The organism is Streptomyces sp. NPDC057474 (assembly GCF_042802555.1).
GTDB lineage: Bacteria > Actinomycetota > Actinomycetes > Streptomycetales > Streptomycetaceae > Streptomyces.
Genome location: NZ_JBHVDX010000023.1, coordinates 26,193 through 51,805, shown reverse-complemented (window position 1 = coordinate 51,805; position 25,613 = coordinate 26,193). Strand labels below are relative to the sequence as shown.

Genomic DNA, 25,613 nt, shown 5'->3' with positions numbered 1-25,613 from the left:
CCGATCATCGCAAGAACGAGCGATGCCCACTGTTCACCGCGCCACATCTGCCGCTAGCGTGGAGGCACCTTTGCACACGCGGGAGCTCGGAGCACCGGGCTGAGAGGGCGCTGACCTCCGCAGACGCGATGTTTCACGTGGAACATCGTCGGGCGGAAATCGCTGCGTCGACCGCTGAACCTGTTACCGGGTAATGCCGGCGTAGGGAGTAGGTCTCATGACCATCGAGGACACACGCACGCCTGCCTCCAGCCAGACGGACGGGACATCTGCCTCGTCCGAGGGCGAAACGAACCAGGGCGAACAGCCTCTGGAGGCCGGGAAGTCCATCGGCTGGCACAAGGCGTACATCGAGGGTTCGCGCCCCGATCTGCGGGTGCCGGTCCGCCAGGTGCACCTCACCAACGGGCAGTCCGTCACCCTGTACGACACCTCCGGCCCGTACACCGATCCGTCAGCGGAGACCGACGTCAGGCGGGGACTGCTACCCCTTCGCGGGAACTGGATCACAGCCCGGGGAGACACCGAGGAGTACGCGGGCCGTCCCGTCCGCCCCGAGGACGACGGGATCAAGCACACCTCGCCGCGTGGCGGGCTGCGCAACCTCGACGCGGTTTTCCCGGGGCGGCCGCGACTGCCGCGCCGGAGCTGTGACGGCCGGCCGGTGACCCAGCTCGCGTACGCACGACGCGGGGAGATCACCCCCGAGATGGAGTACGTGGCCGTACGGGAGAACGTCTCGCCGGAGGTCGTCCGCGAGGAGATCGCCGCGGGCAGGGCCGTACTGCCCGCGAACGTGAACCACCCGGAGATCGAGCCGATGATCATCGGTAAACGGTTCCTCGTGAAGGTCAACGCCAACATCGGCAACTCCGCGGTCTCCTCCTCCATCGAGGAGGAGGTCGAAAAGATGACCTGGGCGACCCGCTGGGGCGCCGACACGGTCATGGACCTGTCCACCGGCCGGAACATCCACACCACTCGCGAATGGGTGCTGCGCAACTCCCCCGTCCCCATCGGCACGGTGCCGCTCTATCAGGCGCTGGAGAAGGTAGACGGCAAGGCCGAGGAGCTGACCTGGGAGATCTACAGGGACACGGTCATCGAGCAGGCCGAACAGGGCGTGGACTACATGACGGTCCACGCGGGCGTGCGCCTCGCGTATGTGCCGCTCACCGCGAACCGCAAGACCGGCATCGTCTCGCGCGGCGGCTCGATCATGGCGGCCTGGTGCCTGGCGCACCACAAGGAGTCGTTCCTCTACGAGAACTTCGAGGAACTGTGCGAGATCCTCGCCGCCTACGACGTCACATACTCGCTCGGCGACGGCCTTCGGCCGGGCTCCATCGCGGACGCCAACGACGAGGCGCAGTTCGCGGAGTTGCGCACGCTCGGGGAACTCAACCGGATCTCGAAGCGTTTCAATGTGCAGACCATGATCGAGGGCCCGGGACATGTCCCGATGCACAAGATCAAGGAGAACATCGACCTGCAGCAAGAGATCTGCGATGAGGCTCCGTTCTATACGCTCGGCCCGCTGACCACGGACGTCGCACCGGCGTACGACCACATCACCTCAGGCATAGGGGCCGCGATGATCGCGTGGTGGGGCACTGCGATGCTCTGCTACGTGACGCCCAAGGAGCACTTGGGGCTGCCCAATCGTGACGACGTGAAGACCGGCGTCATCACCTACAAGATCGCGGCCCATGCGGCGGACATCGCCAAGGGACATCCGGGCGCACAGGAGTGGGACGACGCGTTGTCGGACGCCCGCTTCGAGTTCCGCTGGGAGGACCAGTTCAACCTGGCCCTCGACCCCGACACGGCCCGTGAGTTCCACGACGAGACCCTCCCGGCCGAGCCGGCCAAGACGGCCCACTTCTGCTCCATGTGCGGACCCAAGTTCTGTTCGATGAAGATCTCCCAGGACATCCGTCGTGAACACGGCGGTTCCCGGGGTGAGATCGAGGCGGGTATGGCTCAGAAGGCCAAGGAGTTCGCGGAGGCGGGGAACCGGGTCTATCTGCCGATGGCGGACTGAGACGCGTCGGCGCCGAGAGTCGCGCGGACGGCGGCCGTGGTCCGGTCGTGCTGCCGCTGCCGCTGCCGCTGCCGCTGCCCGTGCGACGAGCGGTGCTCTTCCGGCCGGTTGCCGGGAGAGCCCGCCGCCGCGGGTGGGGGGTGCCGTGGGGCTGTTCCGGCCGAGGGCCGGATCGTGCCGGGTGGCCGCCGAAGCCCGGTGGTTTCCGGGGCGGCGGCCGGAGCCCGGGCGCTACTCGGGATGGTGCTCAGGGCCGCCGAAGTCCGGGCTCGAGAAGTCCGGGCTGCTGTAGCTGGGGCGGGAACCGGTGCTGCCGCTGTCCGGGCTGCTGCTGAAGCTCGGGCGGTTGTAGCCGAGGTGCGGCATGCGGCTGGGCGGGGCCGGCCGGTCCGGCTCGCTCCGCGCCGCCGGGCCCGCATTCGCCAGGGCGTCGCGGAGGAACGGCAGGATGCCGCGCTCCCGGAGCGCTTCGCGCCAGGCTTCCCTGGCCCGGGTCACCTCCTCGTTCAGCTCGCTGCGCGTTCCGTCGTCCAGGAGGGCGGTGGCGTTGTTACGCAGGGCGGTGAGCAGGAGGCCGACGGCGGCCACCAGGATCGCCGCCGCGGTGACCGCGCCGAAGACCCACCCTGTGGTGAGGAGCGTCTCGGCGATCGCTCGCTCGGGGTCGAGGACCTTCATGCCGTACCCCACGAGCAGGAAGAGCACCGCGGCGGTTCCGGCCAGGACGGGAGCGAGCACCGCGGCGACGGCACCGGCGCCCGCGCCGGCCGCCTCGGTGACCTCGCCGACGGTGGCCGCGAGTCCCACCGCGGTGCCGTCCGGTTCGCTGGAGCCGGATGCCGTCCCCTCATGGGCGGGTGCGGTGGCCGACGACGGGCTGCGGAATTCGTCGCGGACCTTTACGTAGTACTGGTATTCGGTCGTCGCGGCGGCCGTGATGATCGCCGTGGCGTTGAGGGCCATGGTGCGCAGCTGTTCGGGGTTGAGCCGCTGGAGGCCGGCGGCGAATTCCGGGCGGTGTGGTGCGGAGCGCAGCGCCTCGCCGAGGATCCGCTCGTACTCCTGGCGGTCCTCACTGAGCAGGTGCTGCGGAACGCTGTTCATGTGCATCCCCCGATGCTCCGTAGGGCTTGTGGCTCGGCATGCTGACGAGCCGTCGGGCAGAAACGGAGGGGAGCCTGCTACGGATAAGCCGATGGTAGAGCGGTGACGGCAGGCGGTGACAGGGGGTTTGAAAAAATTGGCCCCTGGCCAGCGAAGTCTTCCGACGCCAAACGCCTGCCCGTTGAAGGCTCAGGTACGCAGCGGAAGTTCCTGGACCAGCAGCTTTCCAGCCATGGTCACGCCGCCGTCCATGGCGACGGCCAGACCGTCCGCATAGGTGAACGGCCCGTCGACCGAGGGGCCCGTGCCGTCCTCGCCGTCCTCCGAGCCCACCTCGCCCAAGAGGTACGGAATAGGGCTGTGACCATGGACGATGCGGGTGCCACCATAGGTCTCCAAGAGCGAGCGCACGGCATCGGCGCCGCCCTCGTCGCGGAAGGAGAAGCGCCGGGTGAACTTGCGGAAGAGGTCCCAGACCTCGTCCGCGTCGTTGCGCGTGATCGTCTCGCGGACGGTGTCGTTGACCGCCTCGATGGAGTCGCCGTAGTCGCGGTAGGCGGTGGTGTCGGAGTGCACCAGGAGATGGCCGTCGACCTCCTCCATGGCATCCAGGCGGGCCATCCACTGGAGGTGGTGGTCCTGGAGGCGGTCCATGTCGGTCTTCTGGCCGCCGTTGAGGAGCCAGGCGGCCTGGAAGGTGGCGGTGCCGGCGCCGGAGTTGACGGGGGTGTCGCCGAACCGCTTGGCGCCGAGCAGCAGCAGCTCGTGGTTGCCCATGAGGGCCTTGCAGTAGCCGCCGGCTGCGGCCGCCTCGGCGGACAGGCGCATCACGAGGTCGATGACGCCGATGCCGTCCGGGCCGCGGTCGGTGAAGTCGCCGAGGAACCAGAGCCGGGCGGTGCCCGCCGACCAGTTGCCCGCTGCGTCGACGAGGCCCTTTTCTTGGAGCGCGGCGAGGAGCTCGTCGAGGTAGCCGTGGACGTCCCCGACGACGAAGAGCGGACCCGGCTTGGCGGAGGACTGCTCGGCCGCCGCGGCTTCCGGGTCGATCGCGACCTGAAGCGTGTCACCCCGGTTGATCACCGGCAGGTCCCGCTGGGTCGGTGTGTACCCCTCGGGGTAGCCCTCTGGTTCCTCGGGAGGCCTGGAGGCCTCGCCGGGGTCTGTGGTGTGTCCGTACGGACCGGCCTCGTGGACGTACGCGGGCACGCGAAAATCGCGCACCGTCGGCGTCCGCACCTCGGGTCCCTGACCGGCCCCCTGAGTCATCGACCCCTCCACCACCATCGCCCGCATCTGCACCGCATCGGACTGCCTGGTCGCAGCGGCCCGCGGTGTGTGCGCCCATCATAGGAATGCGGATCGCGCCATGTGATGACCCAGGGGTGGTGAAATGGCGCAGGGCCCCAGTTCGCTGCGGTTTTCTCCCGAATTGGGCGGGCTCTCCCCGCCCAAATCCCGTTCGGATCCTCAGCTCGGGCGTCAACCCTGCTCAGGTGATCGTGGCGGGCTGACCGTCGTACGCGGTGGACGCCGCTCGGACGAGGTCCGCACGATCAGCTCCGTCGGTATCACCTGCTCGACCGGTTGGTCCGATTCGACCCCCTCGATGGCGTCGATGAGGAGTTGGACCACAGCTGTGCCGATCCGGCGCGGCTTGAGCGAGAGCGTGGTGATCGGCGGTTCGGTGGTCGCGTACACGGCGGACTCGCTGCAGCAGACGAGCAGCAGGTCGTCGGGGACGCGCAGACCGTACCGCCGGGCCGCGGCCAGCAGGTCGGTGCCGTTCGGGTCGAAGAGGCCGTAGACCGCGTCCGGACGGTCCGGACGGGCCAGCAGTCGGTCGGCGGCGATGGCCCCCGCGCACGGATCGTGCGCCGGATAGGCCTCGTACACCGGATCCTGGCCCACGCGCTCGCACCAGCGCAGGTATGCGGTGGTGGAGAGGTGCGTGTACGTGTCAGTCGTCGTGCCCGTGAGGAGTCCGATCCGGCGGGCGCCCGCGTCGGCCAGGTGGTCCAGGATGCCGAGGACCGCGTCCTCGTGGTCGTTGTCGACCCACGCGGTGACCGGCAGTGAGCCGGCCGGACGGCCGTCGGAGACCACCGGTAATCCCTGGCGGACCAGTTCGCTGACGACCGGGTCGTGGTCGGAGGGGTCGATGACCACGGTTCCGTCCAGGGCGACGTTCGACCACACGTCGTGCCGCGAGGTCGCGGGGAGGATGACCAGGGCGTAGCCCCGGGCCAGCGCGGCCGAGGTGGCGGCCCGCGCCATTTCCGCGAAGTACGCGAACTCGGTGAAGGTGAAAGGTTCATCCCCGTATGTGGTCACGGTCAGGCCGATGAGGCCGGACTTGCCGGTTCTGAGGGTTCGGGCCGCCGCCGAGGGGCGGTAGCCAAGTCGGTCGGCGACCTCGCGTACATGGCGTCGGGTGGCGTCCGGGAGCCGGCCCTTGCCGTTGAGGGCGTCGGAAACGGTCGTGATGGAGACTCCGGCGGCGGCGGCCACGTCCCGGATGCCCGCCCGGCCCGAGCGGCTGCCTCGGCGGGGAGTTTCCGCGCGGCTCACCTGGTGCTTCCCTGCTGCTGTCATGGCGAGCCGATAGTAGGGCTCATGCGGTGGGGTAGTGCGGACGCATATGCACTCGTTGACAGGCACGTTTCTGCATGGTCACCAAGGATCAATTTCCTTGCATTGCAAGGGAGTTAAGCGATCCAATGTCACTACGTGACTTGTCGACGCGTATGGGCCTGCCAAGTAGCTCATGTTTCGAAGAGGTCTCAACTCACCTGCACGGGTGATGCGCGCCACGGCGTGAGCCACCGGCGCGTGCGCCTGCGAGCAGCGCGCCCCCCTGATTCGTACGCCTTCATGCGCTGATGCCCATGGGACCTGCGGGACGTCAGAAGCGCGGACATGGGGTGGACGCGGTTGTCCACAGGCCATTCGCAGGGGCCCCGAATCCTCATAAGGTGAGAAGCATTACGTCGACGAGGAGGACTGCGGTGAGCGAGACGAGCCCCAAGCTGCGATCCGAGCTGGAGGGTATCCCCACCTACAAGCCCGGCAAGCCGGCCGCGGCGGGCGGCCCGGTGGCGTACAAGCTGTCCTCCAACGAGAACCCCTATCCGCCGCTGCCCGGCGTGCTGGAGAGTGTGACGGGGTCGGCCGCGTCCTTCAACCGGTACCCGGACATGGCGTGCACGGGGCTGATGAACGAGCTCGCGGACCGCTTCGGAGTGCCGGTCGCACACCTGGCCACGGGCACCGGCTCGGTCGGTGTCGCCCAGCAGCTGCTGCAGGCGACCTCGGGCCCTGGCGACGAGGTGATCTACGCCTGGCGGTCGTTCGAGGCGTACCCGATCATCACGCAGATCAGCGGGGCGACGCCCGTGCAGGTGCCGTTGACGCCGGGTGATGTGCACGATCTGGACGCGATGGCGGACGCGATCACCGACCGGACCCGGCTGATTTTCGTCTGCAACCCGAACAACCCGACGGGGACGGCGGTCCGCCGGGCCGAGCTGGAGCGGTTCCTCGACCGGGTGCCCGGTGACGTGCTGGTGGTGCTGGACGAGGCGTACCGGGAGTTCGTGCGGGATGCCGAGGTGCCGGACGGCGTCGAGTTCTACCGCGAGCGCCCGAACGTCTGTGTGCTGCGCACCTTCTCCAAGGCGTACGGCCTCGCGGGACTCCGGGTGGGCTTCGCGATCGCCCGTGAACCGGTGGCGGCCGCTCTGCGCAAGACGGCTGTGCCGTTCGGTGTGAGCCAACTCGCGCAGGACGCCGCGGTCGCCTCGCTGCGTGCCGAGGACGCGCTCCTCGGCAGGGTCGGCTCGCTGGTCTGCGAGCGGAACCGGGTCGTCGAGGCGCTGCGCGGCCAGGGCTGGACGGTGCCGGAGACACAGGCGAACTTCGTGTGGCTGCGGTTGGGGGAGCGCACGGTCGAGTTTGCCGGTGTGTGCGAGCAGGCCGGTGTCGTCGTGCGGCCGTTCCCGGGTGAGGGCGTGCGCGTGACGATCGGCGAGACCGAGGCGAACGACATCTTCCTCAAAGTGACGGAGACGTTCCGCAAGGAGCTCTAGAGGGCTTCTGACCAGGGGGTTCGGGGATTTCCTCCGGACCCCTTGCTTTTTTGGGACCCCACGCTCCCGCGTCGAACGGGCATGCGTCATAATTGCTTGTGAATGTGAACGCGTTCACAAGCGCGTCCCGGTTGTCCTGAGATGTACGTGACAGGCGGGACAAACTGCCGCAGTGCCACGGCATGTAAGGAGAAGACGTGGACCTCGCTCTGGCGCCGGAGACTTTGGCGCGATGGCAGTTCGGCATCACCACCGTCTACCACTTCCTCTTTGTCCCCCTGACGATCTCGCTCGCCGCGCTCACCGCGGGCCTGCAGACCGCGTGGGTGCGCTCGGGGAAGGAGAAGTACCTCAAGGCCACCAAGTTCTGGGGCAAGCTGTTCCTGATCAACATCGCGATGGGTGTCGTCACCGGCATCGTGCAGGAGTTCCAGTTCGGCATGAACTGGTCCGACTACTCCCGCTTCGTCGGTGATGTCTTCGGGGCGCCGCTCGCCTTCGAGGCGCTGATCGCCTTCTTCTTCGAGTCCACCTTCATCGGCCTGTGGATCTTCGGCTGGGACAAGCTTCCGCAGAAGATCCATCTGGCCTGCATCTGGATGGTCTCGATCGGCACCATCCTGTCGGCGTACTTCATCCTCGCGGCCAACTCCTGGATGCAGCACCCCGTCGGCTACCGGATCAACGAGGCCAAGGGCCGGGCCGAGCTCACCGACTTCTGGCTCGTCCTGACCCAGAACACCGCGCTCACCCAGGTCTTCCACACCCTCTCGGCCGCCTTTCTCGCCGGTGGCGCCTTCATGGTCGGCATCGCCGCCTTCCATCTGGCCCGCAAGAAGCACATCCCGGTGATGAAGACCTCGCTGCGACTCGGCCTGGTCACCGTGGTGATCGCCGGCATGCTCACCGCGATCAGCGGCGACCTGCTCGGCAAGGTCATGTTCAAGCAGCAGCCGATGAAGATGGCCGCCGCCGAGGCCCTCTGGGACGGCGAGGCGCCCGCGCCCTTCTCCGTCTTCGCCTACGGCGACGTCGACGAGGGCCACAACAAGGTCGCCATCGAGGTCCCCGGTCTGCTGTCCTTTCTGGCCAACGACGACTTCGACTCGTACGTCCCCGGCATCAACGACGTCAACAAGGCCGAGCAGGCGAAGTACGGGCCCGGCGACTACCGGCCCAACATCCCCGTCGCCTACTGGGGCTTCCGCTGGATGATCGGCTTCGGCATGGCGTCCGTCGCCATCGGCGCCGTCGGACTCTGGCTCACCCGCAAGAGGTTCCTGCTGCCGCAGCACCTGCGGGTCGGCGACGACGAGGTACCGCATCTCGTGCTGCTGCCGAAGAAGGCCCTCGGTCCGGCCCTCACCAAGTGGTACTGGCGCATCGCGGTCCTGACCCTGGGCTTCCCGCTGATCGCCAGTTCCTGGGGCTGGATCTTCACCGAGATGGGCCGCCAGCCGTGGGTCGTCTACGGCGTGCTGCGCACCGAGGACGCGGTCTCCCCCGGTGTCTCCCAGGGCGAGATCCTCACCTCGATGCTTGTCTTCACCGCGCTGTACGCCATCCTCGCCGTCGTCGAGGTCAAGCTGCTCGTGAAGTACGTCAAGGCGGGGCCGCCCGAGCTGACGGAGGCCGACCTCAACCCGCCCACGAAGATCGGCGGCGACTCCCGTGACGCCGACAAGCCGATGGCCTTCTCGTACTAGGCCGCACCGGGCCAAGGGAGCACAGTCATGGAACTTCACGACGTCTGGTTCGTCCTCATCGCCGTCCTCTGGATCGGCTACTTCTTCCTGGAGGGCTTCGACTTCGGGGTCGGTGTCCTCACCAAGCTGCTGGCCAGGAACCGTCCGGAGAAGCGGGTCCTCATCAACACCATCGGGCCCGTCTGGGACGGCAACGAGGTGTGGCTGCTGTCGGCGGGTGGCGCGACCTTCGCCGCCTTCCCCGAGTGGTACGCCACGCTCTTCTCCGGCTTCTACCTGCCGCTGCTGCTCATCCTGGTCTGCCTGATCGTCCGCGGTGTCGCCTTCGAGTACCGGGTGAAGCGGCCCGAGGAGAATTGGCAGCGCAACTGGGAGACGGCGATCTTCTGGACCTCGCTGCTCCCCGCGTTCCTGTGGGGCGTGGCCTTCGCGAACATCGTGCGCGGAGTGAAGATCGACCGCGACTTCGAGTACGTGGGCACCGTGGCCGACCTGCTCAACCCCTACGCCCTGCTGGGCGGTCTGGTCACGCTGACGCTGTTCACCTTCCACGGAACCGTGTTCGTCGGCCTCAAGACGGTCGGGGACATCCGGGAGCGGGCGCGGAAGCTGGCGCTGCGCGTCGGGGCCGCGACGGCCGGACTGGCGCTGCTCTTCCTGCTCTGGACCCAGATCGAAAGGGGTGACGGCGTGTCGCTGGTCGCGGCGGTCGTGGCGGTCGCCGCGCTCATGACGGCACTGGCGGCGGTGCGAGCGGGGCGTGAGGGCTGGGCGTTCGCCCTGTCGGGGGTCACCATCGTGGCTGCCGTTGCGATGCTCTTCCTGACGCTCTTCCCGAACGTCATGCCGTCCTCGCTGAACGAGGACTGGAGCCTCACGGTCACCAACGCCTCGTCCAGCCCGTACACCCTGAAGATCATGACGTGGTGTGCGGTCATCGCCACACCGGTTGTGATGCTCTACCAGGGGTGGACGTACTGGGTGTTCCGCAAGCGGATCGGTATACAGCACATCGCCGAGTCGGCTCATTGAGTCCCGGTGGGGAGATGTGTTTGACGATGTTTCACATGAAACACACCTCCTCGGGCCTAAGAGGCATGTTTCACGTGAAACATGCCTGCTGAGAAGAGGGTGTTTCACGTGAAACCGATCGACCCACGACTGCTGCGGTACGCCCGCGCCACCCGCCTCTTCCTGATGGTGGTCGTCGGCCTGGGTGTTGTCGGGGCCGTGCTCGTCATCGCGCAGGCCATGCTCATCGCCGAAGTGGTGATCGGTGCCTTCCAGCACGGGATGTCGGTAGCCGAACTCCGCGCTCCCCTGCTGCTCTTGGCGGCGGTCGCGCTGGGGCGGGCCCTGGTCTCCTGGCTCACCGAGCTGGCCGCTCACCGGGCGAGTGCGGCGGTGAAGTCGGAGTTGCGGGGGCGGCTGCTGGAACGGGCCACCGCGCTGGGGCCCGGCTGGCTGAGCGGGCAGCGCACCGGCTCGCTGGTCGCCCTCGCCACCCGTGGGGTCGACGCGCTCGACGACTACTTCTCGCGCTATCTGCCGCAGCTGGGCCTCGCCGTCGTCGTGCCCGTCGCGGTGCTCGCGCGGATTGTCACCGAGGACTGGGTGTCGGCGGCGATCATCGTCGGCACGCTGCCGCTGATCCCGGTCTTCATGGTGCTCATCGGCTGGGCCACCCGCTCGCAGATGGACCGTCAGTGGCGGTTGCTGTCGCAGTTGTCGGGGCACTTCCTGGACGTCGTCGCCGGGCTGCCGACGCTGAAGGTGTTCGGCCGGGCCAGGGCTCAGGCCGAGTCGATCAAGCGGATCACTGGCGAGTACCGGCAGGCGACCATGCGGACGCTGCGGATCGCCTTCCTGTCGTCGTTCGCGCTGGAGCTGCTCGCGACGATCTCGGTCGCGCTGGTCGCGGTCACCATCGGCATGCGGCTCGTGCACGGTGAGATGGACCTGTACATCGGGCTGGTCATCCTCGTCCTGGCCCCCGAGGCGTATCTCCCGGTCCGGCAGGTGGGTGCCCAGTTCCACGCGGCCGCCGAGGGACTCGCGGCGGCCAAGGAGATCTTCGAGGTCCTGGAGACACCGATGCCGGCGTCCGGGACGGGGCCTGTTCCGTCCGCCGGTGACATCCACTTCGACGGGGTGACCGTCCGGTACCCCGGACGGTCGTACGACGCCGTCTCGGACGTTTCCTTCACGGTGGCCACGGGGGAGACGGTGGCCCTCGTCGGGCCGAGCGGCGTGGGCAAGTCGACGCTGCTGAACGTCCTGTTGGGGTTCACGAAGGCCACGGCGGGCGGGGTGCGGGTCGGGGGAGTCGATCTGACCTTGCTCGACCTGGACGAGTGGCGTTCGCGCGTCGCCTGGGTGCCCCAGCGGCCGCATCTGTACGCCGGGTCGATCGCCGACAACGTGCGGCTGGCCCGTCCGGACGCGGACGACACGACGGTACGGCGAGCGCTCGCCGACGCGGGGGCGCTGGACTTTGTGGACGCGCTGCCCGCCGGGGCCGAGACGGCCCTCGGTGAGGACGGCTCCGGTCTCTCCGCCGGGCAGAGGCAACGGCTCGCCCTTGCCAGGGCGTTCCTCGCCGACCGGCCCGTGCTGCTCCTCGACGAGCCGACGGCCTCGCTGGACGGGGAGACCGAGGCGGAGGTCGTGGAGGCGGTAAGGCGGCTGGCCGTGGGCCGGACCGTGCTGCTGGTGGTCCATCGGCCGGCGCTGCTGGGGGTGGCGGACCGGGTGGTGCGGTTGGAGGGGCGGGCGGCTGAGGTGCTGCCCACCCAGGAGTCCTTGTCGAGGGAACCGGCCGGTTCGCTCAGGCCCTCCGAGGGAGAAAAAGGAGAGGCTCAGGGAGAGTCCGGCGTTCCTGAAACCGTGGTCGGGCGGGCCGTCGGTGCGGGGGCGGGTGAGAAGACTGCTGCCGTAGGTGCGCCACTCGAGGCGGCTGGGGAGAGCGCAGGGGCAGGAGCGAAGACCCGGAGTGTGGTGCCTCGCCCCGACACGTCGCCCCACACCTCACGGCAGGGTGTACTGGGCCGCGTCCGCAACATGGCCGGGCCGCGGCGGGGCCGGCTCGCCCTCGCCCTGTTGCTCGGCAGCCTGGCGCTCGGTAGTGCCGTCGGGCTGATGGCGACTTCCGGGTGGCTGATCTCACGGGCCTCGCAGCAGCCTCCGGTGCTGTATCTGATGGTCGCGGTAACGGCGACGCGGGCATTCGGGATCGGGCGGGCAGTGTTCCGGTACGCGGAGCGGCTGGTGTCGCATGACACCGTGCTGCGGATGCTGGCCGACACGAGGGTGGCCGTCTACCGGCGGCTGGAGCGGTTGGCGCCCGCCGGGCTGCGGACGACCCGGCGGGGCGATCTGCTCTCGCGGCTGGTCGGCGATGTGGACGCCCTGCAGGACTACTGGGTGCGCTGGCTGCTGCCTGCCGGGGCCGCGATGGCCGTCTCCGCCGCCTCCGTCGGTTTCACCGCCTGGCTGCTGCCCGAGGCCGGTGCCGCTCTCGCCGTCGGACTGCTCGCCGCCGGGGCCGGCGTGCCCCTCGTGACCGGGGCCGTGGCCCGACGGGCGGAGCACCGACTGGCGCCGGCCCGCGGGGTGCTGGCCACCCGCGTGGCCGATCTGCTCACCGGCACCGCCGAGTTGACGGTCGCGGGCGCCCTGCCCGCGCGTTCCGCCGAGGCACGCCAGGCCGACCATGTGCTCACCCGGATCGCCTCCCGAGCCGCCACGGCCACCGCGCTCGGCGACGGGCTCACCGCGCTCGTCTCCGGACTCACCGTCGCCGCCACCGCGCTCTTCGGCGCACAGGCCGTTGGCGAGGGGCGGCTGAGCGGTGTGGCCATGGCTGTCGTCGTGCTCACCCCACTGGCCGCGTTCGAGGCGGTGCTGGGGATGCCGCTGGCCGTCCAGTTCCGCCAGCGGGTGCGCAGGAGCGCGGAGCGCGTGTACGAGGTGCTGGACGCCCCCGACCCCGTACGTGAACCGGAGGAGCCGGCCGAGGCGCCGGTGTCGCCGTTCCCGCTGCGGCTCGAAGGGCTCGGCGCGCGGTACGCCGGGCAGGGCCGAGACGCGCTCGCCGGGCTAAACCTCACCCTCGAAGAGGGGCGCAGGACCGCCGTGGTCGGCGTCTCGGGGGCGGGTAAGACGACGCTCGCACAGGTGCTGCTGCGATTCCTGGACGCGCGCGAGGGGACGTACACGCTGGGCGGCGTGGACGCGTACGCGCTCGACGGGGACGCCGTACGGCGGCTCGTGGGGCTGTGTGCCCAGGACGCGCACCTCTTCGACAGCTCGGTGCGGGAGAACCTGCTGCTCGCCCGGAAGGGCGCGGGCGAGGCGGAGCTGCGGGACGCTCTCGCGCGGGCGCGGCTGCTCGACTGGGCCGACGAACTGCCCGAGGGGCTGGACACCCTGATCGGCGAGCACGGGGCGCGGTTGTCCGGAGGCCAGCGTCAGCGGCTCGCCCTCGCCCGCGCGCTGCTCGCCGACTTCCCGGTCCTCGTCCTCGACGAGCCCGCGGAACACCTGGACCTGCCGACGGCCGACGCGCTCACCGCGGACCTGCTGGCCGCGACCGAGGGCCGTACGACCCTGCTGATCACCCATCGGCTGGCAGGCCTCGAGGCCGTGGACGAGGTGGTCGTGCTGGCGGAGGGGCACGTCGTGCAGCGCGGAACCTACGCGGAACTGGCCGTGGTCGAAGGCCCCTTGCGGGCGATGGTGGAGCGGGAGGCGGCGGGGGAGTTGCTGGCCGGGGTCTGAGCGCCTCGCTGGTTCACCGGAGAGAACCTCATCGCGGTTCTGCCGGGACGGTCGGCCGGGCGTACGGCTGACCGTCGCGGGCAACGACGCGGCATCCCCGAGGGCGGGCGGCGCATCGGCCTCCGCAACCCCGAACGGAGACAGATGCGCTGGGCGGGGCAGTTGGTACGAGGCGGGGATCGGGGACCATGTCCTGCCTTCGCGGTCTCCCTGACCAGGCCCGTCTCGTACTGACCAGCCCCGCCCGCAAGCCTCCGCGCCGAACACCCCGCAGTCGGGTCCCTGTTCAGCCCAACACTTTGGCCCGTCCGGGGCACTGCGTCCCCCAGCCGTACGACTCGAACGGGACTGCGGCGCCGGGCCGGGCCAGGATCGCTGACATGCGCTTCTCTCGTCGACACCCGCTGTTCGTCGTCGTGCTGCTGTGCGCCTCGGCGGTTCTCGTGGCCCGGCCGACGGCGGCCGACAGCGACGGCGGTGGGCCGCCGGGCGCGCCCGGCGAGCCAGGGATCAGCGCCCAGGTGGCGCGGCTGTTCGAGGAAGCGGCGGTCGCGACGCAGCGGTACGAGGTGGGGCGGCGGGCGGCGGCGGCGCAGAAGGTGGAGGCGGAGCGGCTGGAGACGCTGCTCGCGCGGGAGCGGAAGCAGACCGCGGTGCTGAACGCCGACCTCGGCCGGATCGCTCGCGCCCAGTACCGCGAGGGCGGCGGGGCGCCGTACACCGCGCAGATGCTGCTCGCGAAGGACCCGGAGGAGCTGATGCGCGGTCAGCGAGCTGTCTGGCAGGCCGATCTGGCGGTCAACAATGCCGTGGCCAAGAGCCGCCGCGCGGAGGCGAGGCTCGCCGAGGACGAGGCGAAGGCCGCGACGGCGTGGCGGGCGCTGGAGGGATGGAAGACCGAACTCGCCGGGATCAAGCAGGCGATCCAGCAGAAGCTCGAAGCGGCGCAGTGGACGCTCCAGGGGCAGGCCGACGCGGCGGTCGCGGCCGGTACCTGCCGGGGAGCCGCCCGGTTGGACCAGCCGGCCGGCGGGCCAACGAGCGCGTGGGTCGCGCCGGTGAAGAAATACGAGCTCTCCGCCGGGTACGGCAGCGGTGGTGAGCGCTGGGCCAGTCAGCACACCGGGCAGGACTTCGCGGTGCCGATCGGTACGCCGGTGCGGGCGGTCGGGGCGGGGAGTGTGGTGAAGGTGTCGTGCGGGGGCGTCTTCGGCATCGAGATCGTCGTCGAGCACGCGGACGGCTACTACACGCAGTACGCGCACCTCGCCGCCGTCACCGTCGACCAGGGCGAACGGGTGGCGCCGGGGCAGTGGATCGGCCAGTCGGGCACCACCGGCAACTCCACCGGACCGCACCTGCACTTCGAGGTACGGGTCACCCCGGAGCTGGGGTCGGGCGTGGACCCCGTGCCGTGGCTGCGGAAGCACGGGGTGGGGTTGTAGCCGGGTGCTCCGGTACGGGGTCGGCCGTGGGTGGAGCGGCCGTCGTGGGTGGAGCGGCCGTCGTGCGTGGAGCGGCCGTCGTGCGTGGAGTGGCGGTCGTGGGTTCGCCGGTCGCGGCTACAGCCGTTCCGCCAGCAGCCGCTCGATCACGACCGCCACACCGTCCTCGTTGTTGGCCACGGTCCGGCCCGAGGCCGCCGCGAGGACGTGCGGGTGCGCGTTGCCCATGGCGTACGACTGACCCGCCCAGGTCAGCATCTCGACGTCGTTCGGCATGTCACCGAAGGCGACGACCTCCTCGTGGGAGATACCGCGCTCGGCGCAGCACAGGGCGAGGGTGCTGGCCTTGGAGACGCCCGGTCCGCTGATCTCCAGCAGGGCGCTGGGGCTGGAACGGGTGATGGTGGCACGGTCGCCGACGGCGATACGGGCGGTGGCGAGGAAGTCGTCGGGGTCGATCGACGGGTGGTACGCGAGGATCTTCAGCACCGGCTCGCCGTCGGCCACACCACCCGGAGCCAGCAGCTTCTCGACGGGCGCGAGGGTGTCGGGGATCTCCATGTGGAGCTTGGGGTAATCGGGCTCCTGGTTGAAGCCGTACGTCTGCTCGACCGCGTACACCGTGCCCGGCGCAGCCTCGCGCAGCAGTCGTACGGCGTAGAGCGCGTTCTCCCGCGCCAGCTCGCGGACCTTGACGAAGCGATGTGCGCCGGGGCCGCCGTGCAGGTCGACCACGGCGGCGCCGTTTCCGCAGATCGCGAGGCCGTGGCCGTGGACGTGCTCGCTGACGACGTCCATCCAGCGGGCCGGGCGGCCGGTGACGAAGAAGACCTCGACGCCCGCCTCCTCGGCGGCCGCGAGGGCGGCGACGGTGCGGGGGGAGACCGACTTGTCGTCGCGGAGCAGGGTGCCGTCGAGATCCGTGGCTATCAGCCGGAGCGGGACGGTCGGGGCCGGGGTCTCGGGCTGTCTCGTCGCTGAGGTCACGGACCCCATTGTCGCGCATATGCGCGTACGGTCGTGCGGGCGCCTGCGCAGGTGAGTGATTACTGCCCTGGGCCGCCCGCTGCCTGCGCTGTTACGGCCGGCGGTCTGCGCGCACCTGTGGCCCGTCGGCCTTGTGTTCGTACGACTCGTCGCGCGCGCCAGGCCACGACCGTCCCAACTACGACGACCGTGGCCACGACGACCCCAGCTACGGCGATGCCGCAGTGATGGTCCGGGGGCGTTCTCACGCCAGCTGGGCCGGTGCCTCCATGGCGATCCGCTCGAAGACCTTCTCGTCCGCGGCGAAGTCCGAGTCCGGGATGGGCCAGTGGATCACGACGTCGGTGAAGCCCAGCTCGGCATGGCGGCCCGCGAAGTCCACGAACGCGTCCAGCGACTCCAGCGGTCGGCCGCGGTCAGGGGTGAATCCGGTGAGGAGGATCTTGTCGAGCTGGGCCGCGTCCCGGCCGAGCGCGGCGGCCGTGTCGGCCAGCTTCTCGACCTGCCCGCGAATGGCTTGAACCGACTGCTCGGGGGTGCCCGACTCGAACAGCTTGGGGTCCCCGGTGGTCACCCACGCCTGCCCGTACCGTGCGGCCAGCCGCATCCCGCGCGGCCCGGTGGCGGCCACCGCGAAGGGCAGCCGGGGGCGCTGGACGCAGCCGGGGATGTTGCGCGCCTCGTGGGCGGAGTAGTAATCGCCCTCGTACGAGACGGAGTCCTCGGTGAGCAGCCGGTCGAGCAGGGGGACGAACTCGGCGAGCCGGTCGGCGCGCTCGCGTGGCGTCCACGGTTCCTGGCCGAGCGCGGTGGCGTCGAAGCCGGTGCCACCCGCGCCGACGCCGAGGGTGACCCGGCCGCCGGAGATGTCGTCGAGGGAGATCAGTTCCTTGGCGAGGGTCACCGGGTGCCGGAAGTTCGGCGAGGTCACGAGCGTGCCGAGGCGCATATGGTCGGTGACGGCGGCCGCTGCGGTCAGGGTCGGCACGGCGCCGAACCACGGCCCGTCCCGGAAGGTTCGCCACGACAGGTGGTCGTATGTGAACGTGGTGTGGAACCCGAGCTGCTCGGCCCGCTGCCAGATGTCACGGCCGCCCTCGTGCCAGCGGAGGTAGGGCAGGATCACGGTGCTCAGACGCAGACTCATACATCGAGCGTAAGGGCAGCCGTCGGATGGTCCCGCTCAGTGCGACTCCGGGAACCGCAGGTAGTGGGGCGGAACCGCCTCGGTCAGCCACACCCCGTTGTCGCTGACGCGGAAGACGTGGCCGTCGCGGTGCATGGCACCCGCGTCGACGGAGAGCACGACGGGGCGGCCGCGGCGGGCGCCCACGCGGGTGGCGGTCTCGCGGTCGGGTGAGAGATGCACGTCGTGCCGGTTCATGGCGCGCAGGCCTTCGACGCGGATCGCGCCCAGGTAGGCCGCCACGGTCCCGTGGTAGAGGTACGGCGGCGGGGTGGACGGGGGCAGGCCGAGGTCGACTTCGACGGTGTGGCCCTGGTTGGCGCGGATCCGGTCACCCTCGACGGCGAAGCGCTGCTTGTCGTTGGCCTCGACCACGTGGTCGAGCTCCGCCCTGGTGAAGTGGAAGCCGTGGGCGGCGGCCGCCTCGATGAGCGTGTCGATCCCGACCCAGCCGCCCTGGTCGAGCGTGAGCCCGATCCGCTTCGGCTGGTGTCGCAGGTGTTTCGAGAGGTACTTCGACACTCTCACGGTACGTCTTTCGTTCATCCCGCCAGCGTGCCTGGCGAGACCCGCGTCACGCACTTGATTTTGATCCGGATGTTTGATCCACAGCCAAGTTGAGTTATCCACAGGGTAATTGAAGATTCTGTGGACAACCATCCATTGGATTCAGGGGGATTGTTGAATTTTGTGGCTTTCGCGCATATTTGCTGCAAGCGCGTCCAAGGTGCGCGACTGTACCTCCCGTTCGGCTGCCGCCGTGATGAAGGCCGATGCCTGCTCCGGACCAACCAGCTTCTCCACGGCTCGCATTGTGGACGCCGGGATCCGTACGGAAGACGACTCTTCCGCGGGCTCGGCAGGGGCATCCGAATCTAGGTGTCGGCGCAACCGCCGGGTGGCGAACAGCCGCATCGCACGGGCGAGTTCCGCCTCCACTGTCTGCTGGGCAAGCGGCCGCAGTCGTCGTACGAGCGTCGCCGCCTCGATCGCGTCGTCCTCGGTCGGCGGCGGGTGTTGCCCGAGATAGCGAGCGAACACGTGCTCGGTGGTGAACTCGAGGAAACGCGTGGCGATGTGCTCGACCTGTCCCCGCAACTCCCGTAGATGACCCGCGATCGCGGACAGCGGTATCCCCGCCTCGTGCAACTCGGCTGCCACGGCCAGCTCTTGGGGGCTCGGCACGAGAAACAGGTCCTCCTCGCCGGGCGCCGGCTCCAGCACACCCAGCTCGACCGCGTCCGCCACCGCTGCCTCGTCCGGAACGCCGCCGAATCGCTCGACCAACTCGACCCGCGATATCCGTACGGCCTGCTCGTCGGTCCACGGCCCGTCGACCTCCGCGGCCAGGCCGAGCACCGCGCCGAGACCGCGGCCCGTGTCCCAGGCCTCCAGAAGCTCCTTGATGGAGGCCAGGGTGTAGCCGCGGTCGAGGAGGTCGGCGATCTGGCGCAGTCTGATCAGATGCGCGTCCGAATACATGTTCGCCCGCCCGCGTCGCTCGGGGCGAGGTAGCAGTCCGCGGTCCTGGTAGGCGCGGATCGTCCGGACCGTGGCGCCGCTGCGGTGCGCCAGATCCTCGATGCGATACGCGGCCCCGGCCGGTTCGACGTTCACGGTCCTCGTGCCTCCTTCTGCCCCCCGTGCTGCCGTGCAGCCGGTCTACGGCTACGCCGACGCCGACGCCGCCCGTGCGATCGCACCCGCCGCAGTGCGTGCCGCGGGCGAACTCGCCAGATATTCGACCGCCCTGCGCAGATAGTGGGGGACGGCCGCGCCGAGCTCCTTCCACGTGGGCAACAGGTGCTTGCGTACGGCGCGGTTGTTCGCGGCGAGCGAGTAGCACAGGTGCCCGGCGAGCTTCGGGTCGTGACGTCCAGGAGAGGCGGCGCCCCCGCGTCCGCAGGCGTGGCGTCGAGGAGGCGGAGACCGCCATGCCTGTGAACCACCGGGCGTACAGGGGCAGCTCACCGCCCTCTGGGGGCCTCCTGCCCCCTGCACCGTTCCAACCGGGCGGCGGCACGGAGCCGGTCCGGGTCCGGCCCCGGTGGGTCGGGGCACCTCACGACTTGGTCTGACTAACGCAGCCAGCAGGCGGTTGGAGGCCCTGAACCATCTCTCCGGTGGATCGGGGGCCCGCACGCTGGCGCCAATGTTCGACCAGCCAGATCGCACGAACGACGCTACCGAGACGTGCCCCCTTCCTTGTAAGCCCAAGGTCCGATCATCACCCGATCGAGAGATCTGGACAGCTGCCAGCGGCAGCGCCTCCTTGAAGACCTTCACGAACCACCGCTCCCCCGTCGGCAGCAGCAGGTGCAGCACATTGATGACATGGACGGCGGTGGGCACGTCGGGGATCCGGTGCAGTGGGGTCTTCTCCCAGTCGAAGGAGACCTTGCGCGGGGCGATCACGTAGGGCCCGTTCTCGTTCTGCTCGTCCTGCGGGCTCACAGCGGCGGTTTCAGTCGGGCGAGCGCGCGGAGCGCTCGCGGGGCGAACCGGGACATGAAGCGGCCGCAGCGGGCCTCCGGAGTGACGGGAACGACCGCCTGGTTGCGGACGACAGCGCGCAGGACGGCGTCCGCGACCTTCTCCGGCGGGTAGTTCCGCAGTCCGTACAGCCTCGCGGTCTTCCGCTGGCGACGCTTCTCCTCCTCGGCGTCGACGCCGGCGAAGCGCGCGGTCGAGGTGATGTTGGTATTGACGATGCCGGGGCAGATCGCCGACACCCCGATGCCCTGCCCGGCCAGGTCCGCGCGCAGGCACTCGCTCAGCATCAGGACGGCCGCCTTGGAGGTGCTGTACGCGGGCAGCGACCTGGAGGGCAGATAGGCGGCGGCCGAGGCGGTGTTGACGATGTGGCCGCCCTGGCCGCGCTCGGCCATCTGCCTGCCGAAGAGCCGGCATCCGTGGATCACGCCCCACAGGTTGACGTCGAGGACCTTCCGCCAGTCGTCGGGGGTGGTGTCGAGGAAGGACCCCGACAGCCCGATCCCCGCGTTGTTCACCAGCACGTCGACCACGCCGTACTCGGTGGCGACCCTCTCGGCGAGCTTCTCCATGGCCTGCTCGTCCGAGACGTCGACCGCCTCGGCCCAGGCCTCGGGCGCGCCGATCAGCCGGGACAACTCCGCGGTACGGGCCGCTCCTTCGGCGTCCACGTCGACGGCGATGACGCGTGCCCCGGCCTCGGCGAACGCGAAGGCTGTGGCCCGGCCGATGCCGCCGGCCGCGCCGGTGACCAGCACCAACTGCCCACCGAACCGGTCCGTGTACGTCCCGGTGGCCACCGGCGCGGGTCGTCCGCCCTCGGTTGCCGTGACGAACTCGGTGATCCAGGCCGTCAGCTGATCGGGCCGTGTGCGCGGGATCCAGTGCTTGGCGGGCAGGGTGCGACGGGTGAGCTGTGGAGCCCACGACTCCAGGTCGTCGTAGAGCTGCTCGGAGAGGAACTGGTCGCCCAGAGGCGTGATGAGCTGCACCGGCGCGTGAGCGTACGCGTCGTCACGGGGCCGGGCCAGACGAGCTCGCATGTTGTCCCTGTACAGCCATACCCCGTGGGCGGCGTCCGTGGGCAGCGACGGGCTGGGGTAGTCGCCCTTGGGTAGCTTCTCGGCCCGCCGGACCAGGGCGGGCCACCGCTTGCCGAGGGGGCCGCGCCAGGCGAGCTCGGGCAGCACGGGCATGTGCAGCAGGTAGATGTACCAGGACTTGGCGCCCTGGCCGAGGAGCTGACCGATCCGGCGCGGGGTCGGGCGCTTGGCCCGCCGCTTGATCCAGTGCCCCATGTGGTCTAGGGAAGGGCCGGACATCGAGGTGAAGGACGCGATGCGCCCCTCGGTACGCTCGACCGTCACGAACTCCCAGCCCTGCACCGAACCCCAGTCGTGCCCCACAAGGTGCACGGGGCGGCCCGGGCTGACCGCGTCCACGACCGCCAGGAAGTCGTCCGTCAGCTTCTCCAGCGTGAACCCGCCGCGCAACGGCTTCGGTGCCGTCGACCCTCCGTGGCCACGCACGTCGTACAGCACCACGTGGAAGCGCTCCGCGAGCCGTACGGCGACCTCGGACCAGACCTCCTTGGAGTCGGGGTAGCCGTGCACGAGCAGCACGGTCGGCTGCCCGGGGTCGCCCAGCTCGGCGACGCACAACTCGACCCCGTCCGCGCGCACCCGGCGCTGCCGTGCGCCTTCGAGCGTCACCGCATCCGTCACGTCTCCCCCTCCGGTCATCGGCACTTCTCCTCCGCCCACCGCCGGACGTGCGGCAGGTCGTCGTCCAGCCAGAACGCGCTCTCCTCGGCATCTCTGGAGTCGGTGACGACCAGAATCTCCTCGAACTTCACGCCCGTGCCCCGGAAACCGAGGTGGGGCTCGACCGCCCACAGCCCTGGCTGCGGCGGGTGGTCGGAGAACCGGTACGGCGACCACAGCGGCGACCAGCCGTCGCGGTGTCCGTGCAGCGCGTCGGCCGCCAGACCCTTCAACGCGTGTGTGCCGAACCCGAACACATGCGGTGACCAGCGGCGTTCCTTCACCCGGCCCACCTTGTGCGCGATGACACCGAAGGGATAGGCGCGATGCCGGTTGGCATATCCCTGGTGGACCATGAGCCGGTCCACGTCCACGTAGATCTCGCGCAGCGACCGTCGCTCGCGCACCTCGCGCAGGATCAGCTCGCGGTGCGCTCGAAGGTCCGCCATCAGCTTGTCGTGGAGGGGACTCGGCCCGAGGCAGCCCGAGTAGCCGATGTCCGCCGTGCAGCCCTTGAATACGGGGGCCATGTCGAGGATGAACGGCATGCCCGCTTCGAGACGGCGGTCGGTGGGGAAGAACTGCAGCGGTATGCGGAAGTCGACGAACGTCGTGCGGTCGCCGAACCAGGCGAACGGCAGGTGGAACCAGTCCCGCACGCCGCGCTCGCGCAGCCAGTGGCGCTGCATCCGCGCTGCCTCGCGCTCTGTCACGCCCGGCTCGAGCTGGGCCGCGACGGCTTCCGCGCACTCGTACGCGAGGGCCTGGACCTGCCTGAACCCCCGCAGTTCCGCGGTGAGCCCGCCTGTCGGTACCGAGGTCATGTCACTGCCCCATTGTCTTCATCGACTACGGTCCGTGTTCGCAATGTGACACCAATGAATGTGACAGTGACTGGCGGCTGCGTCAATAGGGGTGTGCGCGGGCTGTGGAGAACCGGCGAGCACGAAGACATGGAGCGAACGCGGGCACGAAACAGCGACGCCGGTCGTTCGATCTCATGACGGCCGCTGCCCTGCGGCTCGGCTCCGTCGGGTTGTTCGACCTCAGGGTGACCCCTAGGGGGACCGACGGTGGAGTCCCCCTACGGGCCCGTACGACTCGAGGGTGACGCGGAGACAGCTCTGCGGGGTGATGACCGCGCTGGCCCGCGCCCCTAATGTCTAAATCGTGACTGTGATCGCGACCGAAAGCCTGAGCAAGCGGTTCCCGAAGGTGACCGCCATTGACCGGCTCTCCGTGGACATCGGACCCGGTGTGACGGGACTCGTCGGTGCCAATGGCGCCGGCAAGTCCACACTGATCAAAATCCTGCTGGGTCTGTCCCCCGCCTCGGAGGGCCGTGCCGAGGTGCTCGGCCTGGATGTCGCCACCAAGGGCGGCGACATCCGCGAGCGCGTGGGGTACATGCCGGAGCACGACTGCCTGCCGCCCGACGTCTCGGCCACCGAGTTCGTCGTGCACATGGCCCGCATGTCCGGACTCCCGCCGACCGCCGCGCGCGAGCGCACCGCGGACACCCTGCGCCACGTCGGCCTGTACGAGGAGCGATACCGCCCCATAGGCGGCTACTCCACGGGCATGAAACAGCGGGTGAAGCTCGCCCAGGCCCTGGTGCACGACCCGCAGCTGGTCTTCCTGGACGAGCCGACCAACGGCCTGGACCCGGTCGGCCGTGACGAGATGCTCGGCCTGATCCGCCGCATCCACACCGATTTCGGCATCTCGGTCCTGGTCACCTCCCACCTGCTCGGCGAGCTGGAGCGCACCTGCGACCACGTCGTCGTGGTCGACGGCGGCAAGCTCCTGCGGTCCAGCTCCACCAGGGACTTCACCCAGAGCACGGCGACCCTCGCGATCGAGGTCACCGACAGCGATGAGCACCCTGACGGCACCAGCGCTCTGCGCGAGGCGCTCCACGCACACGGGGTGACCGTCGCCGACGGCAGCGGCCTCCCGGGCGCCGGGCACATCCTGCTGCTCACCGCCCAGGGCGATGAGACCTACGACCTGGTCCGCGACGTCGTCGCCGACCTGGGCCTCGGCCTGGTCCGCATGGAGCAGCGCAGGCACCACATCGCAGAGGTCTTCCAGGACAACGACGAGCAGACGGGCACCCGGAGCGCCCAGGACACAGGGAAGGAGGCGGTCGGCCATGGCGGTTGAGCAGCACGGTGCACAGGCACCGGCCCTCGCCGGTGGACAGCCCGCGCGCACGGGCGAGCAGAGCCGCATCCACAACATCGGATACCGCTCGTACGACGGCCCGCGCCTCGGCCGCGCCTACGCCCGCCGCTCGCTGTACTCGCAGTCCCTGCGCGGCGCTTACGGACTGGGCCGCTCGGCCAAGTCCAAGGTGCTGCCCATGCTGCTGTTCGCGGTGATGTGCGTGCCGGCGGCCATCATGGTGGCGGTCGCGATCGCCACCCAGGCCCAGGGCCTGCCCATCAAGGACCTGCCCATCAAGTACACCGAGTACGCGGTCATCATGCAGGCCGTCATCGGCCTGTACGTCGCCTCCCAGGCACCGCAGTCCGTCTCGCGCGACCTGCGCTTCAAGACCGTCCCGCTGTACTTCTCGCGCCCGATCGAGACCGCCGACTACGTCCGCGCGAAGTTCGCGGCGCTGACCTCGGCGCTCTTCATCCTGACCGCGGTGCCCCTGCTCGTGCTCTATGTGGGCGCGTTGCTGGCCGAGTTCGACTTCACCGACCAGACCAAGGGATTGGCACAGGGACTGGTGTCCGTGGCACTGCTGTCGCTCCTCTTCGCCGGCATCGGCCTGGTCATCTCGGCGGTCACTCCGCGCCGCGGCTTCGGCATCGCGGCCGTCATCGCCGTCCTGACCATCTCCTACGGGGCCGTGTCCGTCGTCCAGGCCATCGCCGATGTGCAGTCCAGCGCCGACGCGGTGCCCTGGCTCGGCCTCTTCTCGCCCATCACGCTGATAGACGGCGTACAGACCGCCTTCCTGGGCGCCACCTCCGCCTTCCCCGGCGGACACGGGCCCTCCAGCGGGCAGGGAGCCCTCTACCTCCTCGTCGTCCTGGGTCTCATCGCCGGCTCCTACGGCCTGCTGATGCGCCGCTACCGAAAGGTCGGGCTGTGACCACGCTCAACATCGACCACGTCTCACGCTGGTTCGGCAACGTGGTGGCGGTCAACGACGTCACGATGACCATCGGCCCCGGTGTCACCGGCCTGCTCGGCCCGAACGGCGCCGGCAAGTCCACCCTCATCAACATGATGGGCGGCTTCCTCGCCCCCTCCACGGGCTCCGTCACCCTCGACGGCACGCCGGTGTGGCGCAACGAGCAGATCTACAAGCACATCGGCATCGTCCCCGAACGCGAGGCGATGTACGACTTCCTCACGGGACGCGAATTCGTCGTCGCCAACGCCGAGTTGCACGGCCTGGGGGCGAAGGCCGCCCAGCGGGCGCTCGCCACGGTGGAGATGGAGTACGCGCAGGACCGCAAGATCTCGACGTACTCCAAGGGCATGCGTCAGCGCGTGAAGATGGCGTCCGCGCTGGTCCACGAACCGTCCCTGCTCCTGCTGGACGAGCCGTTCAACGGCATGGACCCGCGTCAGCGCATGCAGCTCATGGATCTGCTCCGGCGCATGGGCGACGAGGGCCGCACGGTGCTGTTCTCGTCCCACATCCTCGAAGAGGTCGAGCAGTTGGCGGCCCACATCGAGGTGGTCGTCGCCGGGCGGCATGCGGCGAGCGGCGACTTCCGGCGCATTCGCCGCCTGATGACCGACCGCCCGCACCGCTATCTGGTGCGTTCCAGTGACGACCGGGCCCTGGCCGCCGCACTGATCGCCGACCCGTCGACCGCCGGGATCGAAGTGGACCTGGCCGAAGGCGCGTTGCGCATCCAGGCCGTCGACTTCGGCCGGTTCACGTCGCTGTTGCCGAGGGTGGCCCGGGACCACGGCATCCGTCTGCTCACGGTCTCGCCGTCGGACGAGTCCCTCGAGTCCGTCTTCTCGTATCTCGTCGCGGCGTAGG

The 25,613-nt window shown here is 69.6% G+C and carries 18 protein-coding genes and 1 riboswitch; of the genes, 9 read left to right on the top strand and 9 right to left on the bottom strand.

Translation table 11 applies throughout. The annotated features are described in order from the left end of the window. Positions 1 to 68: 68 nt before the first annotated feature. A riboswitch (TPP riboswitch) is annotated at positions 69 to 225 on the top strand. After that, a complete protein-coding gene (gene thiC, locus ACFU53_RS09505; RefSeq protein ID WP_383988207.1) occupies positions 218 to 2,044 on the top strand; it encodes a phosphomethylpyrimidine synthase ThiC in 1,827 nt (608 codons plus the stop codon). It overlaps the preceding riboswitch by 8 nt. A gap of 231 nt (positions 2,045 to 2,275) precedes the next feature. On the opposite strand, the gene ACFU53_RS09500 is transcribed toward thiC, so the two are convergent. The 3 genes from ACFU53_RS09500 to ACFU53_RS09490 form a co-directional block, all read right to left on the bottom strand. Continuing rightward, entirely contained in the window at positions 2,276 to 3,154 is an 879-nt protein-coding gene (locus tag ACFU53_RS09500; RefSeq protein ID WP_383988204.1) for a hypothetical protein, read from the bottom strand. A gap of 183 nt (positions 3,155 to 3,337) precedes the next feature. Further along, a complete protein-coding gene (locus ACFU53_RS09495; protein ID WP_383988279.1) occupies positions 3,338 to 4,432 on the bottom strand; it encodes a metallophosphoesterase in 1,095 nt (364 codons plus the stop codon). Positions 4,433 to 4,630: 198 nt separating this feature from the next. Continuing rightward, complete coding sequence (locus tag ACFU53_RS09490; protein ID WP_383988201.1) at positions 4,631 to 5,743, bottom strand: LacI family DNA-binding transcriptional regulator; 1,113 nt, start codon at positions 5,741 to 5,743, stop codon at positions 4,631 to 4,633. A 413-nt stretch (positions 5,744 to 6,156) separates the two neighbouring features. On the opposite strand from ACFU53_RS09490, the gene hisC reads away from it, so the two are divergent. The 5 genes from hisC (at position 6,157) to ACFU53_RS09465 (ending at position 15,166) form a co-directional block, all read left to right on the top strand. After that, the gene (gene hisC / locus ACFU53_RS09485; protein ID WP_383988198.1) at positions 6,157 to 7,236 is read left to right on the top strand and encodes a histidinol-phosphate transaminase; all 1,080 of its coding nucleotides are present in this window, start codon (positions 6,157 to 6,159) and stop codon (positions 7,234 to 7,236) included. 197 nt (positions 7,237 to 7,433) lie between these two features. Then, positions 7,434 to 8,942: a cytochrome ubiquinol oxidase subunit I gene (locus ACFU53_RS09480; RefSeq protein WP_383988195.1), complete on the top strand. Its 1,509-nt coding sequence runs from the start codon at positions 7,434 to 7,436 to the stop codon at positions 8,940 to 8,942. A gap of 27 nt (positions 8,943 to 8,969) precedes the next feature. After that, a complete protein-coding gene (gene cydB / locus ACFU53_RS09475) occupies positions 8,970 to 9,974 on the top strand; it encodes a cytochrome d ubiquinol oxidase subunit II (protein ID WP_383988192.1) in 1,005 nt (334 codons plus the stop codon). A 108-nt stretch (positions 9,975 to 10,082) separates the two neighbouring features. Further along, a complete protein-coding gene (gene cydD / locus ACFU53_RS09470; protein ID WP_383988189.1) occupies positions 10,083 to 13,721 on the top strand; it encodes a thiol reductant ABC exporter subunit CydD in 3,639 nt (1,212 codons plus the stop codon). A 380-nt stretch (positions 13,722 to 14,101) separates the two neighbouring features. Further along, positions 14,102 to 15,166: a M23 family metallopeptidase gene (locus ACFU53_RS09465; protein WP_383988186.1), complete on the top strand. Its 1,065-nt coding sequence runs from the start codon at positions 14,102 to 14,104 to the stop codon at positions 15,164 to 15,166. Positions 15,167 to 15,283: 117 nt separating this feature from the next. On the opposite strand, the gene ACFU53_RS09460 is transcribed toward ACFU53_RS09465, so the two are convergent. From ACFU53_RS09460 to ACFU53_RS09435, 6 genes are all read right to left on the bottom strand, one after another. Beyond that, positions 15,284 to 16,153, bottom strand: a complete 870-nt coding sequence (locus ACFU53_RS09460; protein ID WP_383988183.1) for an HAD family hydrolase — start codon at positions 16,151 to 16,153, stop codon at positions 15,284 to 15,286. Between the two features lie 244 nt (positions 16,154 to 16,397). Then, positions 16,398 to 17,300 (bottom strand): LLM class flavin-dependent oxidoreductase, encoded by a 903-nt coding sequence (locus tag ACFU53_RS09455; protein ID WP_383988180.1) that lies wholly within the window; start codon positions 17,298 to 17,300, stop codon positions 16,398 to 16,400. Positions 17,301 to 17,336: 36 nt separating this feature from the next. Then, positions 17,337 to 17,885 carry an RNA 2'-phosphotransferase gene (locus ACFU53_RS09450; RefSeq protein WP_383988177.1) on the bottom strand — a complete coding sequence of 183 codons (549 nt, stop codon included), beginning with the start codon at positions 17,883 to 17,885 and terminating at the stop codon, positions 17,337 to 17,339. 123 nt (positions 17,886 to 18,008) lie between these two features. Then, entirely contained in the window at positions 18,009 to 18,956 is a 948-nt protein-coding gene (locus tag ACFU53_RS09445) for a MerR family transcriptional regulator (protein WP_383988174.1), read from the bottom strand. An 833-nt stretch (positions 18,957 to 19,789) separates the two neighbouring features. Next, complete coding sequence (locus tag ACFU53_RS09440) at positions 19,790 to 21,574, bottom strand: SDR family oxidoreductase (RefSeq protein ID WP_383988171.1); 1,785 nt, start codon at positions 21,572 to 21,574, stop codon at positions 19,790 to 19,792. Further along, entirely contained in the window at positions 21,571 to 22,419 is an 849-nt protein-coding gene (locus ACFU53_RS09435; protein ID WP_383988168.1) for a M24 family metallopeptidase, read from the bottom strand. Before ACFU53_RS09435 ends, ACFU53_RS09440 begins: the two co-directional genes overlap by 4 nt. Before the next feature lie 352 nt (positions 22,420 to 22,771). Here ACFU53_RS09435 and ACFU53_RS09430 point away from each other — a divergent pair, with 352 nt between their 5' ends. The 3 genes from ACFU53_RS09430 to ACFU53_RS09420 are packed head-to-tail and all read left to right on the top strand — an operon-like array spanning position 22,772 to position 25,612. Beyond that, on the top strand, positions 22,772 to 23,761 hold the full coding sequence (locus ACFU53_RS09430) for an ABC transporter ATP-binding protein (protein WP_383988276.1): 990 nt from the start codon (positions 22,772 to 22,774) through the stop codon (positions 23,759 to 23,761). After that, positions 23,751 to 24,704 carry an ABC transporter permease subunit gene (locus tag ACFU53_RS09425; protein WP_383988165.1) on the top strand — a complete coding sequence of 318 codons (954 nt, stop codon included), beginning with the start codon at positions 23,751 to 23,753 and terminating at the stop codon, positions 24,702 to 24,704. Before ACFU53_RS09430 ends, ACFU53_RS09425 begins: the two co-directional genes overlap by 11 nt. Continuing rightward, a complete protein-coding gene (locus tag ACFU53_RS09420) occupies positions 24,701 to 25,612 on the top strand; it encodes an ABC transporter ATP-binding protein (RefSeq protein WP_383988163.1) in 912 nt (303 codons plus the stop codon). Before ACFU53_RS09425 ends, ACFU53_RS09420 begins: the two co-directional genes overlap by 4 nt. Position 25,613: the final 1 nt, after the last annotated feature.

Bases quoted from the DNA above. Each gene is read 5' to 3' on its own strand.
- thiC (WP_383988207.1), top strand. From the start codon at position 218: ATGACCATCGAGGACACACGCACGCCTGCCTCCAGCCAGACGGACGGG.
- ACFU53_RS09490 (WP_383988201.1), bottom strand. From the start codon at position 5,743: ATGACAGCAGCAGGGAAGCACCAGGTGAGCCGCGCGGAAACTCCCCGC.
- ACFU53_RS09465 (WP_383988186.1), top strand. From the start codon at position 14,102: ATGCGCTTCTCTCGTCGACACCCGCTGTTCGTCGTCGTGCTGCTGTGC.
- ACFU53_RS09450 (WP_383988177.1), bottom strand. From the start codon at position 17,885: ATGAACGAAAGACGTACCGTGAGAGTGTCGAAGTACCTCTCGAAACAC.
- ACFU53_RS09435 (WP_383988168.1), bottom strand. From the start codon at position 22,419: ATGACCTCGGTACCGACAGGCGGGCTCACCGCGGAACTGCGGGGGTTC.
- cydB (WP_383988192.1), top strand. From the start codon at position 8,970: ATGGAACTTCACGACGTCTGGTTCGTCCTCATCGCCGTCCTCTGGATC.
- ACFU53_RS09440 (WP_383988171.1), bottom strand. From the start codon at position 21,574: ATGACCGGAGGGGGAGACGTGACGGATGCGGTGACGCTCGAAGGCGCA.
- ACFU53_RS09455 (WP_383988180.1), bottom strand. From the start codon at position 17,300: ATGAGTCTGCGTCTGAGCACCGTGATCCTGCCCTACCTCCGCTGGCAC.
- ACFU53_RS09500 (WP_383988204.1), bottom strand. From the start codon at position 3,154: ATGCACATGAACAGCGTTCCGCAGCACCTGCTCAGTGAGGACCGCCAG.
- ACFU53_RS09425 (WP_383988165.1), top strand. From the start codon at position 23,751: ATGGCGGTTGAGCAGCACGGTGCACAGGCACCGGCCCTCGCCGGTGGA.